Below are 13,034 nucleotides of genomic sequence, written 5' to 3'. Positions count from 1 at the left end.
CAAATTGTTTTCGCGCAGTTCTTGACGCAAAACCGTGTCACAATTTTGCTGGCAACGCTCTATGGTTAATCAATTACTGTCTGAAATTTAACCCTGATTTTACAGTCGCTACGAATGTGTAAATTCTGAACGATGAAATTAAGGTCGCATTAACTGGCATTATGCGAAAAAGCGTTAACACAACGGGTGATGATCGAGCCGCCGTTTCCGGCATCCTCTTGCAAGTTGCTTTTGTGTCTTTGTCTCTGAGATTCTCGTAGCGCCGGCTTTGCCCGGCGCTTTTTTTTTGGAAATCAGGATGGAGCTGATCAGTCGGCCAGAACCCGTGTCGGCGGGAAAAGAATTTCCACAACCGTACCGCGACCGGGCGTCGAGTCGATTGCGAACTGGGCGCGGTTGGCTTCAACCATCGCCTTGGTGAGCGGCAATCCGAGGCCGGTGCCTTCATTACGCCAATCACGAGCCGTTTCACTTGGGCGGCGCTGCGAGGCATTGACCTGACGGAATGGCTTCAGCGCCTGCTCGACTTCCGACTTGGTCATGCCGATGCCCGTATCGCGCACCCGCATCGCCACGTCGCCATTCATCTCATAGCTGGTCGAGACAATGACCTGACCGCCGGGCGCGGTAAACCGCACTGCATTGGACAGAAGGTTGAGCGCCACCTGCTTGATCGAACGCGCATCCGCGACGATGTCCGGCAGATTGGACTGGAAGCTGGAGCGGATGATGATGCGCTCGCGATTTGCCTGCGGCTGCATCAGTGCAATGGCCTCGGCAATTGCGTCATTCAGCGACACCGCTTCAAACTGCATTTCAAGCGCACCGGCTTCGATCTTGGAGATATCCAGCAGGTCGTTGACGAGCGCCAGCACATGATTGCCGGAGCGGTTGATATCTCGCAGATAATCGCGATAGCGATCATTGCCGATGGGGCCGAATTTCTCGTCGGCCATCAGTTCGGAAAAGCCAATAATAGCATTCAGCGGCGTGCGGATTTCATGGCTGATACGCGCCAGAAAATCGGTTTTCTGGTTGGAGGCGCGTTCGGCCTCCTTGCGCGCATTTGTCAGTTCTTCTTCCGTGCGCTTCCACTGCGTGATGTCGCGCAGCACGGCGCAGAAACCCCGCTTCTGCGGCAGCTTGCCGATGGTCATGAAGAGCGGGATGAAGCCGCCCTTGGCTTCGCGACCGATCACCTCGCGTCCATCATTGAGCACGCTCAGCACGCCATTGCCGGACAGTCCGCTCAAGTAATCCATCGCCGCGCGCTGGCTTTCGATGGCGAAGAGCATGGAGAAAAACTTGCCTTCCGTCTCGTCACGGTCATAGCCGAACAGAGCGGATGCAGAATGGTTCATCGAGCGGATGCGCCCTTCCGGGTCGATCAGCACGACGCCATCGGTCGCTGTGTCGAGGATGGTTTTCAGCTCATCCACATGGGCTTCCAGCGCCTGCTTTTCCTCGTCATCGGTGACGGATTGCGGCACGGCTGTTTGAACAGGTGCAGCTGCAACCGGTGCTTCGGCAACGGGCATGAGGCTCAGCAACAAGGCGCGACCGCCTTGCCATGCAATTGCGTTCAGATGCGCATCGACCGGCTGTTCGCTGCCATCGGCATGACGCAGCACCATTCCCTGACGCGGCGCATTGTCATCGCTTTCGCTGTTGAACAGCGCTTCTACGCCGCCCGCATGGCGAATGTCTTCAATCGCATCATAGCCGGTGAGGTCGAGCAGCGCCTGATTGACGTAATGCACTTCGTCGCCGGAATGGATGATTACGGGAACCGGCAGATTGGCCAGCAGCGCTGTCTCGTCTATAGCAGCTGTTTCGTGAGTGGTGTCGCTGGCAAGGCTTTCGACCTGCTGCTCTTCGCGTTGCGAAACAGCGGGCTGTTCTGCCGGAATTTCCGCAATTGGAGCGACAGGTTCGATAACCGGTGCTGTCGGGGTTGCTTCAGAGGTGGCTTCTTCCGGCGTAATGACAGGCGTGTCCGTCGGCACGTTGGAAACCGTCTCAGTCTGCGAGCTGGAAAGACCCTGCTTGCGCAGACGATCCGCGATTTCGCGGAACGCATTGCGCTCGGTTTTGGTCAGTCCGCCTTCCGGACGCTGTTCGCGCTCCCTGACTTTCAGGAGCTTCGCCTGATCGGATGCGACCTTTTCCTGGGCCGCTGCATTCAGAAGGTTGATCACCTTGTCTGAATCGCGACGTCCGGCTGTGGGCGCGATGTTGAGCGGCGGCTTCGGCAGCGTCTCGCCGGGATGATCGTCATTGGCGATCTCTTCGGTCAGCGCCAGTACATCGTCGTCAGAGGCATCGCTGTTGACGGCCTCCTGAACTTCAGGCTTGCGATTTTGCGGAATGCCGCCCGCCAGCGCGAGGCCGATTTCTTCCGGATCTTCTACCGCTTCGTCAGGGCGCACCAGACCAAAACCGCGGAAGCCGATGAACGCGCGATCACGGGAATAGACCGGCAGAGCGGCCAGTTCCACCGGCACGCGCAGATTGGTGCCTTCGACGGGCCACATCAGGCGTTTGCCCGACCATGTGTCGCGCTTGCTGAGCAGCGATGCAATGCTGCCATCATGATCGAAGCCGAACACATTGGCGACATCGCTGAAACGGCGTCCGGTTACATCCGCCGAATTAGGGCCGACAGTGATGCCGAACTCCGGCGAAATCTCGCTGAACACGCCGTCGGCGCTGGTCTTCCAGATGAAGCGGGCAGGCGGCGCATCGCGGTCGAACCGGAAGCCTTGCGGCTTTTGCGCTTCCACTGCGGGCTCGCTGACGGCCTCAGCCACTGGCGTAGCGACCGGCTCGTGCGGTTCCTGTTCAGGGAGCATTTCTTCAAGAATTTCTTCCGCGCCTTCTGGCGGTTGGACAGCGGTTTGCTCGTGCGCTTGAATCGATGTTGTCTCGGCTGTGACCTGCGCCGGGGCTTCGGCGACGATGCACAGAAGATGCAGCGCGGGTGCATCGATCAGCCGGGCGATTGCGCCCGGAACCGACTGGCGACCTGCACGGATGCGGCGCTTGACGATACGGTCAGGCGTATCGGCGGCTTCCACGACCAGATCTTCAAGCGTTGCAGCGGAAATATCGAGCGCGGCGAAGCGCTTGCTTGCCGCGATGACCTTGCAGTCGGCATCGATCAACGCAACATGCGTGTCGTCATCGCTGAGACCCGCGATGATATCTTCGGCATTGCTCGATGTGCCGCTGGCGGTGATCGCAAGACCAGCCACGCCATCGGGCAGAAAAATGTGGGAAATCCAAAGGCGCGTCAGTTCAGAACGAAGGCCGCCGCCAAGGCGCACGGACACTGCGCGGGGTTCTGCACTGTTATCGTCGCTGGCGGCTGCGATTTGACGGCGGGCGGCGACAGGCAGATCGATTGCACTGCCGATCATATCCTCGATACGTTCGAAGCCGAACAGTCTGGCTCCGGCGCCGTTCACCCAAAGCACAGCCGACAGGTCGCGTGTCAGTACAATCTGCGCATCGCCTTTGGCAAAGCCTTCGCGGATAGCGTCCAGCGCGGCAATATCGATGAATGGGTATGATCCAGACATACCGGTCCTTATCTGTTCTTTCGACCGCCCCGTCGTAGCCATTAACCGCCTGTTAATAAGCTCACTGAGGCCGCGGGTCCATATTCCCATACGGTATGAGCCCGATTTTCTGTTTCATTAGTTAATGCCGGAATGGCAATTTTACAGGTTGTGCCCGATATTTCGGTTGTTCACAGCCAGCCGCCTGCAATGGTTACCAGTCTCTGTAGAATATGGGTGGAATTCGACATTGAATCCGACAATTGGGAATTTCTGAAAAAAGAGCGCTATAATCGCTTGCAATATGGATCGATTCTCCGTATGTGACCCCCTGTCGGCGGCGCTGAGGCGCTCATACCGGCAAAGGTACGCGGTCGTAGCTCAGTTGGTTAGAGCGCAGGATTGTGGCTCCTGAGGTCGTTGGTTCAACTCCAACCGACCGTACCATTACTTTCAGCCATTCATCAAAAATAATATAACAATATCAACCGCTTAGGCGGAATTTTTGTTGTTGGTTTGATCTTAAACGTACCGTTTTGTGATACATACTGTGCTACAAAATGCGCTACAATGTGTGCCACGCTATGGTATCATGCTTGTATGGCTGGCTATCGTATCAAAACTGATCCGCACCGTTATTTGAAAGATCGTGATGGCGTCTACCAATACGTCAGGCGAGTGCCGACGGACGTCGCGTCCAAAGATGGCCGAGCCCCGATTGTCAGGATCAGCTTAAAGACAAACGACCTGGCTCGCGCGATGACGAAGCGCAACGAATACGAATCTGCTGACGACGCGTTATGGGCGATGTTGAAGGCTGGGGCTGCTGGCGATAAGGCAAGGGCACTTTATGATGCCGCCATTAAGCGAGCCGAGGCTATCGGCATTTCCTATATGCCAGCAGAAAAAATGCTTTTGCTGACTGATGATGCGCTGGCTGGCCGTTTACAACTCGTCACGGGAAATCCTGCTGAAGACACTGCAACCGTGGGAGCCGCAAGCATCCCGTCGGTCTCTGTAAAGCAGGCGTTGAAAATCTACTTCGATGAAATTACGCCAGATGAACTGACTGGAAAAAGCGAAATCCAGAAGAAACGTTGGCGCGCACACAAGCAGCGGGCGATCGACCATTTTGTGAAGATTGTCTCGGATAAGGCTATCGCGGACATAACGCGCGAGGACGCCCAGAAATTCTATAAGGTTTGGCTACAAATGATAACGAAGCCAGCCAAAGGGAAGCAGCCGATATCCGCCAGTATGGGCAATCGCATGATGGGCGGGATGCGTGTTCTCTTTGCTGAATACTTCAAGCATATGGGCGACAGGGATCGGCCGAACCCGTTCCGCGATTTAAGCTTTGCGGAGAAGGTTGAAAAGTCACGGCCACCGATCCCGACGCAGTTGATCAGCGACAAGTTCCTGACATACGGCCCGCTCGTCAGTATGAACGATGAGGCACGCGGGATCGTGCTAGCGATGATTGAAACGGGCTGTCGGCCAAGCGAACTTTGCAACATTACGGCCGAGCACATATTCCTGGCCGACAAGGTTCCGCATATCCTGATTGCGCCACGAAAAGATGCTGCAGATCCGCGCGAGATTAAAACCGCTTCGTCTGTTCGCAAGCTGCCGTTGGTCGGCATAGCGCATGAGGTTTTTAAGAAACATCGGAATGGCTTCCCTCGTTACAAGAACAAGGAAGACACGCTATCGGCGACGCTGAATAAGTATTTCAAGGACAACGAGCTGTTTCCGAAGAGTGCCGGCTATACCGTCTATTCGCTTCGCCACTCATTCGAGGATCGCATGAAAGAGGCGGGCCTGGACGATGAACTGCGCCGGATGCTGATGGGCCATACAGTTGACCGCCCACGATATGGCACGGGCGGTTCCTTGGAATGGCGAAAAGAACAGATGGAAAAATTCACGCTGCCGTTCGACGCAGCCGTGATTTGATGCGGTCGCGAATATTGTCGTTTCCAGCTAGACTGCGCTGCATCCTCTCTACACGCTCATAAAGTGGCAGGAGATTCTGTTCCGTTTCAGGGAAACAGGCAATTACACCGGCAATAGCGTCTAGCCATCGTTCAGTGTCGGCGTAGGTGTAAGCTGGCACCGCTCACTCACTTTCCGGCGACACGACACGGCCTGCCTTCTCCGCGGCTTTCTGTGCTTCCTGCACTGCCTTCGAAACATCCTCGTCTGTTGCGCTTCCACCCTCGTAGCTGCCTTGCGCACGCTCTCCGATGCGAATTTGCGGAATGTTGTTATAGGCAACGATGAAGGCGACGATGGCCACAGCGATGATGAGAATTCGCGTTTGCCTACGCGCGTTCATTGCACTTCATCTTTCTTGCTCAGTGCGGCGCGGCCCGCACGTGTAATCGATAGAAGACCTCGCCCCATATAGGTATCAACCCACTTCGCCAATCGCATCTTTACCAATTGCTCAGGAACTTCTTCTCCACGACTCAAAAACTCAGCACGGCTTTGAAGAGAAATTAATAGCTTCTTTTGCGCACGGGTGAGTTTCATATGTTCTGCTCTACGAGAGGAGACACCGCAAGCATTGCAAGCCAAGCTGAAGCCGGTTCATCGCAATAGCACGTTCCTATGAGTTTCATTGCCTCAGAGGGTTCTTGCCGCGCGTCAAGAATCGCGGACAGGATGTCTGTCGCCGTGGTGTTTGGAACATCCAGCTTTGCGGCAACGATGGCTTTCAGTTCGTCGTGTGTTAGTTCTTTAGAAGTCATGCCCAGCCTCCTTGCGCGCGAAATGGCGGTTGAAAACCCCAAAATTCTGAGTAAAAATGGCAGAGTTACGAGCCCACGACTATGCCCAAAGTACGCTTTTTTACTCGCTGTGAACCGAATGGTACTTGGTCGGTATTTGACGCCAAATCGGGTGAAATCCCGAAAATTGGCGGACAATTTGTGTGCGATCTTTCCGAAGCAGAAGCGGCCGACATCGCCTTCTATTTGAATTGGCAGTCTTCCTTTACACATCGTGGACCGCCTACACGACGTCACTAGTTTGGGGCGGCGGTCGATAAGGGGCATAGCTGCTCCTACAAACTGGCTGATTAAATCTTCTCAATTCATGATCTTTAGCGGAACCATCGATCGTCCTCGGGCGTTAGTGCGCGGAATGAAATGATGGAGATTTTTGCACATGCTGAAGGGCGGATTGCTTTGGCTCATTGGATTACCCCTCCCTGTAATTCTGGTGCTCTGGTTGATGGGGTATTTGTCCTAATAATTGAATAGCGGGAGAGATAAGATGTCGAATGCACTGTGGCGAGGGCTGGCTATGACAAGTCATTATTATTACATTTCTCAACAGCCAGATGGTCTTTGGTCAGTACAAGAAACGGTCACGAACCAACCTGTCTCGCTTAATGGCCAAGGTTGCTGTTCTCTCCGGAAGAGAGATGCGGAAGAGCTCGTCGAATACTTGATGAGCCTTGATAGCGATATCGCAGCTTAGGTGTTCCGAGCTCTTACTGCCTATGTGGCCGACGGCGATTGTCGTTGGCCGGGCTGCGACGCTGGCGCGGAGCGCCATAGCGGAACCGAGCGCCGGTAATGCGCGCCAGTTCGAAAGCGGTGTCGCGTAGCGTCTCGGCTTCAATGTGGTAGCCAAGAGCGCGCACGGCCTTTGAAATCGACAGGACCTGCGCGGCGGTCGTGCCTTGTTGCTGAAATTCAGCGGCGGTCAGGGTGGGTGCCACAATGTTGTGCGTCGTCGATACATGTCTGTGCATGTCATTCTCCTCGTGTTTGGTGGGTGCAAAAAGCCGTGGCGCCAGACGCGCAAAGGCCGTTATTCCTGGGGGTTCGGGGGCTTAGACGCCCCGTCGCTATCTTTCGCGCCTCATGCGGATAACCCCAACCCAACGCCGCACACAGCAACGCAAAAGGCTACAACGACGGTCATCTCGACCGCTTCGCGTGCCGCATAACGCAGCCACGGCTGTGGGCGTGCATGCTTCTTGGCGCGATAATCAGGGCGGCGCATAGGCTCGACATTGCCGGCCTTCGGTGCGTCGGTTTCCGTTTCAAAATCGTCGTCGGCAAGCAGTTCCAAAAGCGCGCGGTTCATGCTGCTGCCCTTTCCTGCTTAACGTTGTCGTTCTCGGCAACTGGCATGAGACGGTAGAACCCCCGTTGACCTTGCTGGCCGTTTGTCTGCGGAATCATCCAGCCAAAGGAAGGCAGGCGCTTGCGGAGATGGCAAATTTGCGTTCGCACAACTTGCCGCGCATTGTCTGGTCCGCCATTCGGATCGAAGGCGTAGACGTTATCGACGAGGTCGTTGATGTAGATGCGGCGAGGATAGATCGCTGCCAGCGCGTCGACGATGTTCTTTTGTCCGCGCGACAGCGGCGCATCCTCCAGTTCAGTGTTGGGGTCGCGCTCCATCTTATGCAGCCTCCGACAGCTCAACTGGAGCACAGCAAGCCACTGCGCCGCTCGTCTGGAAAACTTCGAAGGTCTCGCCGGGGCAAAGGGCAGCGAGACGCGTCGCCTCGGCCAAAGCCTGCTCAAACGAGCCGTGTTCGTATGGCATGGTGGTATAGACGCCAACGCGGCCAGTCTTCTTGCCGCGGCGGAATACAAAGAACCCGCCGCCGATGATTTCATTCAGGCGAGGCTTTGAGCTTCTTCTTCTCGGTGTCGTTGCAGTCATGTGGGTTTCTCCTCGTGTTTTGGATGGTCAGCAGATCAGGCTGGTGAGGCCGTCTTCGTGCTACTAGGGAAATATATACGGTAAACGTATTGAAGGGTCAAGCTAGAAATACGAAAAGCGTATATGACATAAATATACGATTATGCGATAACGCATTTATGGATAGCGAAGTAATCAAGTGGTTTGCGGAGGCCTTAGAGGCCAGCGGGCTCACCCAAGAGCAAGTAGCGAAAGAGCTCGGTCTCGGTCGTCAGCCTACTATTAGCGAAATACTCAAAGGCAAGCGTCAGCTTAAAGCTCATGAAATGGTCGTCATGAGCCGATTGAGCGGGTTGCCTTTGCCGGATCGCAAGTCTGTGATTCCAGTGCTTGGCTATGTTGGGGCAGGTGCGGCTGTATGTCCAATCGATGATGGCGATCCGCTTTATGAGGTTTCTGTAGCGGCGGCGCTGCCGCAGGGGACGGTTGGCGCTATCGTGCGTGGCGACAGCATGTATCCGATATTCGAAGATGGCGACCTAGTTGCCTATTCGGGTAAGGAGTTGACTGCAGACGATGCGCTTGGCCAGACTTGCATGGTTCGTCTTGAGGACGACAGGATGCTAATCAAAACGATCCGCCGCGGATCCGAGCCTGGGTTGTTCACGCTATCTAGTACGAATGCTCCCGACATAGAGGACGTTCGAATCGTTTGGGCGCGCAAGCTGGTGATACGCATTTCGCGGGAATTCTGGCGCCAACTTTAATACGCTAATCGGATAGTAGTAAGGGGTCGCTATAGCGGCCCTTTTTTGTTTTCATAACGAAGAATACGAAAAACGTATTGTAGTGATTGACGAACATACGAATAGCGTATATAACCATTCTCATTAACCGACGCAGAAGACGCCGGACAGTTCGAAGGAGGGCCTACCTCATGATGCCAGAAAACATCCTCCCAAGGATATCGGCACTCAACAGATAGAAGCCGCGCTCAGGCGCAATCGAAATAGAGGAGAGAGCGAATGACGAAAGTTGCCGACAGAAGCGAACCGGCTCTCGTTGAAGTGCCACCATAGAAATCATCAGGGACGCTGGCCGCTGAAACGCGGCCGGCGCTTTCGGCGTTCCCAGACGAAGGCGTTAACGCCTTCTGAGGAATAGGAAGTAGACAAGAATTACGACGACGAGCGGAACGCCAAAAAGCCACATCACACCGGCTGTAAGCATAGTGATCTCCTTGTTTATCAAGAAGAAAACTACTTGGCGGCGAATTTGGTTCCAACGCCGAAATCTAAAAAGAGCGGCGTTGTGGGTCGGCACCACCCGTTACCCCGCCGCTCCCGTACATCCCGGTTAACACGAGGAGGGCCGAAGCCACTTCTACGCCGGGGTTTCCTTGCCAGGTACCACCCCGGCCGACGAGACAGATGCCGATAGATGCGGCGCTTGTCAACCATCACCAACTGACACGAGGAGACATGCAGCATTCATCAAGACACAGACTGCAGGCAACTGCCGCCGCGCACCGTAAAAATGGCGCGTCTTTTGGGAAAATCGCGGAATTGATGGGCATTACCAGAGGCCACGCATGGTCGCTGCTTTCCGAAAGATCGCCCACGCTACCGCCACCAAGCCCAACAGAGAAGACCGTTGTGCGCCGCACAACTTTTAACGGCGGTTATTCGGGAGGATGCATGGACATTTATGTCTCACTGCCCCGCATAACTATTCTGGACGGGCCATACACAGGCACAGTCCACTAGCCTTACGGGGCAGCACAATTGCCGAAAGGCAGGCCGACCGCGAGGATGACGGGGCCGACGACTAACCTCCCGATGAGGAGGGCATACCTTGAAAACCAAATACACGCGAACTGGCGAGCGGGACATGACAAACCGCAAGCCTTACCGGACGGCTGCGCAAAAAGCAGAGGCACGACAGGAAGTACGTCTCGTTGACGGGCGCTACGTCTCGAACGCGCCAGTCACTTACCACCGCGCACCGAAAAGAGGTGCCGCATGACCTGCGATTGCGGGGAATGCTGGGATTTGCCCGGCGAGATCGTCGTCCATCGGCTTTGGAAGTGGAAGGGCATCATCATCGAGGAGCGCGACAGCTTTCGCTGGCTGACTGTGCGTTTCATGATTCCCGGTACTGGCCTTGTGCAACTTGAGGTCTCGCGCTTCGAAGTTGAGCCAGATTTTGAAGAGGACGACGGCGGCGTCGAGGCTGACAAGCCTGAAGAGGACAACGTCATCCCGGTCGATTTCACCAAGAAAGTGAAGCTTACGAAAAACACCAAGACGAGGGGAGTAGCGTGATGGCTGACAAGCAAACAGTGAAGGTTGGCGATAGAATTACGGCCAAATTTGATGATTCCTGCAAAGACTACAGGGCCGGTAATACTTTTTATGTCCAAGAGACTTATGAACAAGATGGTGAGGCGATTGTCGTCTTCACAGATAATGTTGGCGACAAACGTCATCGCCTTGTGAGCGAATTCACTGTGGAACGCGTGCCCGTTGCTGACGCAACTGGCAAGCCTGCCTTCAAGGTAGGTGATCGGGTGCGATTAACTGCCGGTGAATATGAGTATCGTCACAGAGGTTCGATCGGGCTTATTGAGAAGCTAGAAAAGAGTTATGCCCGAGTATTATTTGATGCGCCCTTCGACGGATGGGGAGAAACAGGACGCAACTGGCATGTCCAGCTCTCTAACCTAGAACCAGCCCCCCTCACCATCGAAGCCGGCAAGTTCTATCGCACTCGGGATGGACGCAAGGTTGGGCCTATGCGGAGGCGGGCGTTTGGGTGGGTTGCCAGCGACCGTATTATCGCGACCGACCAATGTGATTGGTACGAGGGCGGCAACTTCTCGCTCTACAAGGATCGGGAACACGACCTCATCGCCGAATGGGTCGACGAGCCAGCCTGCAATGACAACCAACCGGTTGCGGAGCAACAGGACGGCGCCGCTTATATCGACGCGACCAAGGCCGGGCCTTCACAACTGCACGTGGCAAAAGGTCCGCTAGTCCGCCTAAACAAGGGATATTACGGCTACGAACTCGCCCGGTACGGCGATTATGTCTGGGTCGAAATTGGGCAGAAAGCACCAATCGTAATGCGTGCAGACGCAGTAACGGTGGCAGCATGACCTCCACCACGTACAGCCACACGCGCAACTATGCGCCCAAAGACTACGCGGAGGGCGACACCTTCTACGAGCCGGAAACCACGCTCGGCCTTGGAGACCGCTTTCTCTGGGGCCTGGCAGTTGTAGCTGCGCTCGCTTTGACCGTCGGCTTTTACGCATGGGTGTTGGCATGAACTCGTTCGCCACAAAAGCCATGGCTGACATGCCGCACATTGTTCCCGGGCGAAAGCCCGGCGTCGGTCGCATCGGGCGGTCCTTGGCGCTTGCAGCGTTCGCGCTGGCAATCGCCACGACAATTGCAGCCTTCCTGTTCTGGAACCTGCTGCTGCCGTTCTACGGGCTGCTTTATTTGTGGGGTGCACACTGATGCTGGACATACTAACCAGGCTGACGGCGGTTATTACGCTATTCCTCGCCATCTTCGCTCATTGGGCCGGAGATATCCAAAGTGCTACCTACCTCATGGCTATGTCAGCTGTGATGTACTCTCAAGTGGCGGCCTTTAAATGACCGCCCTCACAAGCCCGCCCGCATGGCTTGTCGGCTGGCTCATACTTGCGGCCGTCATCGCCGCAATCGCCGTTACCCACCACACCTACTGAACACGAGGAGACCTATGGCTCTATCTCTTTCAAGCCTCAAGTCGACCAAGAGAAACGATCCGCCTGTGATACTTCTCTACGGCGTCGACGGCATCGGCAAAACGTCGCTCGCGGCAGAATTCCCCGACCCGATCTATCTGGCAACCGAAGGCGAGCGCCCGCCGTCTGACATCGAAATGGCAACACCCGGCACGATTGAATCCTTCGACGATCTGCTGAACGTCATCGGCGAACTGCTGACCGAAGAACACGACCGGCGCACTGTGATTATCGACAGCCTCGACGGGCTGGAACCGCTTGTCTGGCGTGCGACCTCGGCCCGCCTCGGTATCAACAGCATCGAGGAGGCCGGATTCGGGAAAGGCTACGTGGAAGCCGATACCGAATGGAACGAGCTCATGGCAGCGGTGTCTGCGCTGTCTCGTGCGGGCATGTATGTCGTCATGTTGGCGCACCCTGAAATTGTGCGCTTCGACAGCCCGACTACTGACCCGTATTCACGATACCAGCCTAAGCTGCATAAACGATCGAATGCACTGGTTCGCGAGAAGTCCGACATCGTCGCGTTCATGAACTACCGCATCTCCATCAAGGAAAAAGAAGTGGCGCGCCAGACGAAGGTTAGCCACGCGGAAGGCGGCAAAGAGCGCCAAGTGCACTTCAATGAGGCGGCTGGCTTCAACGCCAAGAACCGTTATTCGATGCCGGACAGCGTCGTTTACCGCAAAGGGCAGGGCTTTACTGACATTGCCAAGTTCTGGCCGGTTGCCAACGACAATGGACAGAGGGAGGCGGCGTGATGGAAAAAGCTCTAGCTGGCCTCGTCGCAATCGCGGCCGTCCTCTTCTTCGCTCCGCTCATCGGCGTTCTCGGTGGCGCGTTCGTCGGCTGGGTCGTGGGCCTGTTTTTCGCAGAAACAATCCACGCCTTCCTTGCCGCCGTTGGCATCAACGCGGCGGGCCTTGCGATGTGGCAGATCGGCGCTTCGCTCGGTTTCATTGGCGGGTTCTACCGCCCGGCTATTCATCGGGCGAAGGCGTAGCC

At 55.7% G+C, this 13,034-nt stretch carries 16 protein-coding genes and 1 tRNA gene; 9 read left to right on the top strand and 8 right to left on the bottom strand.

Annotation, left to right across the window (positions count from 1 at the left end; translation table 11 throughout):
- Nucleotides 1-308 precede the first annotated feature (308 nt).
- Nucleotides 309-3,581, bottom strand: coding sequence for a cell-division control histidine kinase PdhS (gene pdhS / locus FHW00_RS18695; RefSeq protein WP_078339786.1), 3,273 nt, complete (start codon nucleotides 3,579-3,581; stop codon nucleotides 309-311).
- Nucleotides 3,582-3,930: 349 nt separating this feature from the next.
- Here pdhS and FHW00_RS18690 point away from each other — a divergent pair.
- Together FHW00_RS18690 and FHW00_RS18685 are read left to right on the top strand one after the other, a co-directional pair.
- Nucleotides 3,931-4,007, top strand: a tRNA-His gene (locus tag FHW00_RS18690).
- 153 nt (nucleotides 4,008-4,160) lie between these two features.
- Nucleotides 4,161-5,516 carry a site-specific integrase gene (locus tag FHW00_RS18685; RefSeq protein WP_445557957.1) on the top strand — a complete coding sequence of 452 codons (1,356 nt, stop codon included), beginning with the start codon at nucleotides 4,161-4,163 and terminating at the stop codon, nucleotides 5,514-5,516.
- 163 nt (nucleotides 5,517-5,679) lie between these two features.
- Here FHW00_RS18685 and FHW00_RS18680 read toward each other — a convergent pair whose 3' ends face one another.
- The 7 genes from FHW00_RS18680 to FHW00_RS18650 all read right to left on the bottom strand — a co-directional run bounded on the left by FHW00_RS18680 (nucleotide 5,680) and on the right by FHW00_RS18650 (nucleotide 8,249).
- The gene (locus tag FHW00_RS18680) at nucleotides 5,680-5,898 is read right to left on the bottom strand and encodes a hypothetical protein (RefSeq protein ID WP_078339785.1); all 219 of its coding nucleotides are present in this window, start codon (nucleotides 5,896-5,898) and stop codon (nucleotides 5,680-5,682) included.
- Nucleotides 5,895-6,095 carry a hypothetical protein gene (locus FHW00_RS18675; RefSeq protein ID WP_078339784.1) on the bottom strand — a complete coding sequence of 67 codons (201 nt, stop codon included), beginning with the start codon at nucleotides 6,093-6,095 and terminating at the stop codon, nucleotides 5,895-5,897. Before FHW00_RS18675 ends, FHW00_RS18680 begins: the two co-directional genes overlap by 4 nt.
- Complete coding sequence (locus FHW00_RS18670) at nucleotides 6,092-6,313, bottom strand: hypothetical protein (protein WP_139364398.1); 222 nt, start codon at nucleotides 6,311-6,313, stop codon at nucleotides 6,092-6,094. Before FHW00_RS18670 ends, FHW00_RS18675 begins: the two co-directional genes overlap by 4 nt.
- A 746-nt stretch (nucleotides 6,314-7,059) precedes the next feature.
- The gene (locus FHW00_RS18665) at nucleotides 7,060-7,323 is read right to left on the bottom strand and encodes a hypothetical protein (protein WP_078339782.1); all 264 of its coding nucleotides are present in this window, start codon (nucleotides 7,321-7,323) and stop codon (nucleotides 7,060-7,062) included.
- Between the two features lie 110 nt (nucleotides 7,324-7,433).
- Nucleotides 7,434-7,661: a hypothetical protein gene (locus tag FHW00_RS18660; RefSeq protein WP_078339781.1), complete on the bottom strand. Its 228-nt coding sequence runs from the start codon at nucleotides 7,659-7,661 to the stop codon at nucleotides 7,434-7,436.
- Nucleotides 7,658-7,981, bottom strand: a complete 324-nt coding sequence (locus FHW00_RS18655) for a hypothetical protein (protein ID WP_078339780.1) — start codon at nucleotides 7,979-7,981, stop codon at nucleotides 7,658-7,660. The genes FHW00_RS18660 and FHW00_RS18655 overlap by 4 nt, the downstream gene beginning before the upstream one ends.
- A 1-nt stretch (nucleotide 7,982) precedes the next feature.
- A complete protein-coding gene (locus tag FHW00_RS18650; protein WP_078339779.1) occupies nucleotides 7,983-8,249 on the bottom strand; it encodes a hypothetical protein in 267 nt (88 codons plus the stop codon).
- Nucleotides 8,250-8,407: 158 nt separating this feature from the next.
- Here FHW00_RS18650 and FHW00_RS18645 point away from each other — a divergent pair, with 158 nt between their 5' ends.
- From FHW00_RS18645 to FHW00_RS18615, 7 genes are all read left to right on the top strand, one after another.
- On the top strand, nucleotides 8,408-8,995 hold the full coding sequence (locus FHW00_RS18645) for a S24 family peptidase (RefSeq protein WP_078339778.1): 588 nt from the start codon (nucleotides 8,408-8,410) through the stop codon (nucleotides 8,993-8,995).
- 1,254 nt (nucleotides 8,996-10,249) lie between these two features.
- Nucleotides 10,250-10,552: a hypothetical protein gene (locus FHW00_RS18640; protein WP_078339776.1), complete on the top strand. Its 303-nt coding sequence runs from the start codon at nucleotides 10,250-10,252 to the stop codon at nucleotides 10,550-10,552.
- Nucleotides 10,552-11,388, top strand: a complete 837-nt coding sequence (locus FHW00_RS18635) for a hypothetical protein (RefSeq protein WP_078339775.1) — start codon at nucleotides 10,552-10,554, stop codon at nucleotides 11,386-11,388. Before FHW00_RS18640 ends, FHW00_RS18635 begins: the two co-directional genes overlap by 1 nt.
- A complete protein-coding gene (locus FHW00_RS18630; RefSeq protein WP_176168342.1) occupies nucleotides 11,385-11,561 on the top strand; it encodes a hypothetical protein in 177 nt (58 codons plus the stop codon). Before FHW00_RS18635 ends, FHW00_RS18630 begins: the two co-directional genes overlap by 4 nt.
- Nucleotides 11,558-11,755: a hypothetical protein gene (locus FHW00_RS18625; RefSeq protein WP_445557956.1), complete on the top strand. Its 198-nt coding sequence runs from the start codon at nucleotides 11,558-11,560 to the stop codon at nucleotides 11,753-11,755. The genes FHW00_RS18630 and FHW00_RS18625 overlap by 4 nt, the downstream gene beginning before the upstream one ends.
- 249 nt (nucleotides 11,756-12,004) lie before the next feature.
- Nucleotides 12,005-12,790 (top strand): ATP-binding protein, encoded by a 786-nt coding sequence (locus tag FHW00_RS18620; protein ID WP_078339773.1) that lies wholly within the window; start codon nucleotides 12,005-12,007, stop codon nucleotides 12,788-12,790.
- A complete protein-coding gene (locus FHW00_RS18615) occupies nucleotides 12,790-13,032 on the top strand; it encodes a hypothetical protein (RefSeq protein ID WP_078339772.1) in 243 nt (80 codons plus the stop codon). Before FHW00_RS18620 ends, FHW00_RS18615 begins: the two co-directional genes overlap by 1 nt.
- Nucleotides 13,033-13,034: the final 2 nt, after the last annotated feature.

It is taken from the genome of Ochrobactrum sp. P6BSIII (genome assembly GCF_014138065.1).
GTDB lineage: Bacteria > Pseudomonadota > Alphaproteobacteria > Rhizobiales > Rhizobiaceae > Brucella.
This window is presented reverse-complemented; position numbering and strand designations above follow the sequence as displayed.

Coding starts and splice junctions, on each gene's coding strand:
- pdhS (WP_078339786.1), bottom strand. CDS start 3,581: ATGTCTGGATCATACCCATTCATCGATATTGCCGCGCTGGACGCTATC.
- FHW00_RS18685 (WP_445557957.1), top strand. CDS start 4,161: ATGGCTGGCTATCGTATCAAAACTGATCCGCACCGTTATTTGAAAGAT.
- FHW00_RS18680 (WP_078339785.1), bottom strand. CDS start 5,898: ATGAACGCGCGTAGGCAAACGCGAATTCTCATCATCGCTGTGGCCATC.
- FHW00_RS18675 (WP_078339784.1), bottom strand. CDS start 6,095: ATGAAACTCACCCGTGCGCAAAAGAAGCTATTAATTTCTCTTCAAAGC.
- FHW00_RS18670 (WP_139364398.1), bottom strand. CDS start 6,313: ATGACTTCTAAAGAACTAACACACGACGAACTGAAAGCCATCGTTGCC.
- FHW00_RS18665 (WP_078339782.1), bottom strand. CDS start 7,323: ATGCACAGACATGTATCGACGACGCACAACATTGTGGCACCCACCCTG.
- FHW00_RS18660 (WP_078339781.1), bottom strand. CDS start 7,661: ATGAACCGCGCGCTTTTGGAACTGCTTGCCGACGACGATTTTGAAACG.
- FHW00_RS18655 (WP_078339780.1), bottom strand. CDS start 7,981: ATGGAGCGCGACCCCAACACTGAACTGGAGGATGCGCCGCTGTCGCGC.
- FHW00_RS18650 (WP_078339779.1), bottom strand. CDS start 8,249: ATGACTGCAACGACACCGAGAAGAAGAAGCTCAAAGCCTCGCCTGAAT.
- FHW00_RS18645 (WP_078339778.1), top strand. CDS start 8,408: ATGGATAGCGAAGTAATCAAGTGGTTTGCGGAGGCCTTAGAGGCCAGC.
- FHW00_RS18640 (WP_078339776.1), top strand. CDS start 10,250: ATGACCTGCGATTGCGGGGAATGCTGGGATTTGCCCGGCGAGATCGTC.
- FHW00_RS18635 (WP_078339775.1), top strand. CDS start 10,552: ATGGCTGACAAGCAAACAGTGAAGGTTGGCGATAGAATTACGGCCAAA.
- FHW00_RS18630 (WP_176168342.1), top strand. CDS start 11,385: ATGACCTCCACCACGTACAGCCACACGCGCAACTATGCGCCCAAAGAC.
- FHW00_RS18625 (WP_445557956.1), top strand. CDS start 11,558: ATGAACTCGTTCGCCACAAAAGCCATGGCTGACATGCCGCACATTGTT.
- FHW00_RS18620 (WP_078339773.1), top strand. CDS start 12,005: ATGGCTCTATCTCTTTCAAGCCTCAAGTCGACCAAGAGAAACGATCCG.
- FHW00_RS18615 (WP_078339772.1), top strand. CDS start 12,790: ATGGAAAAAGCTCTAGCTGGCCTCGTCGCAATCGCGGCCGTCCTCTTC.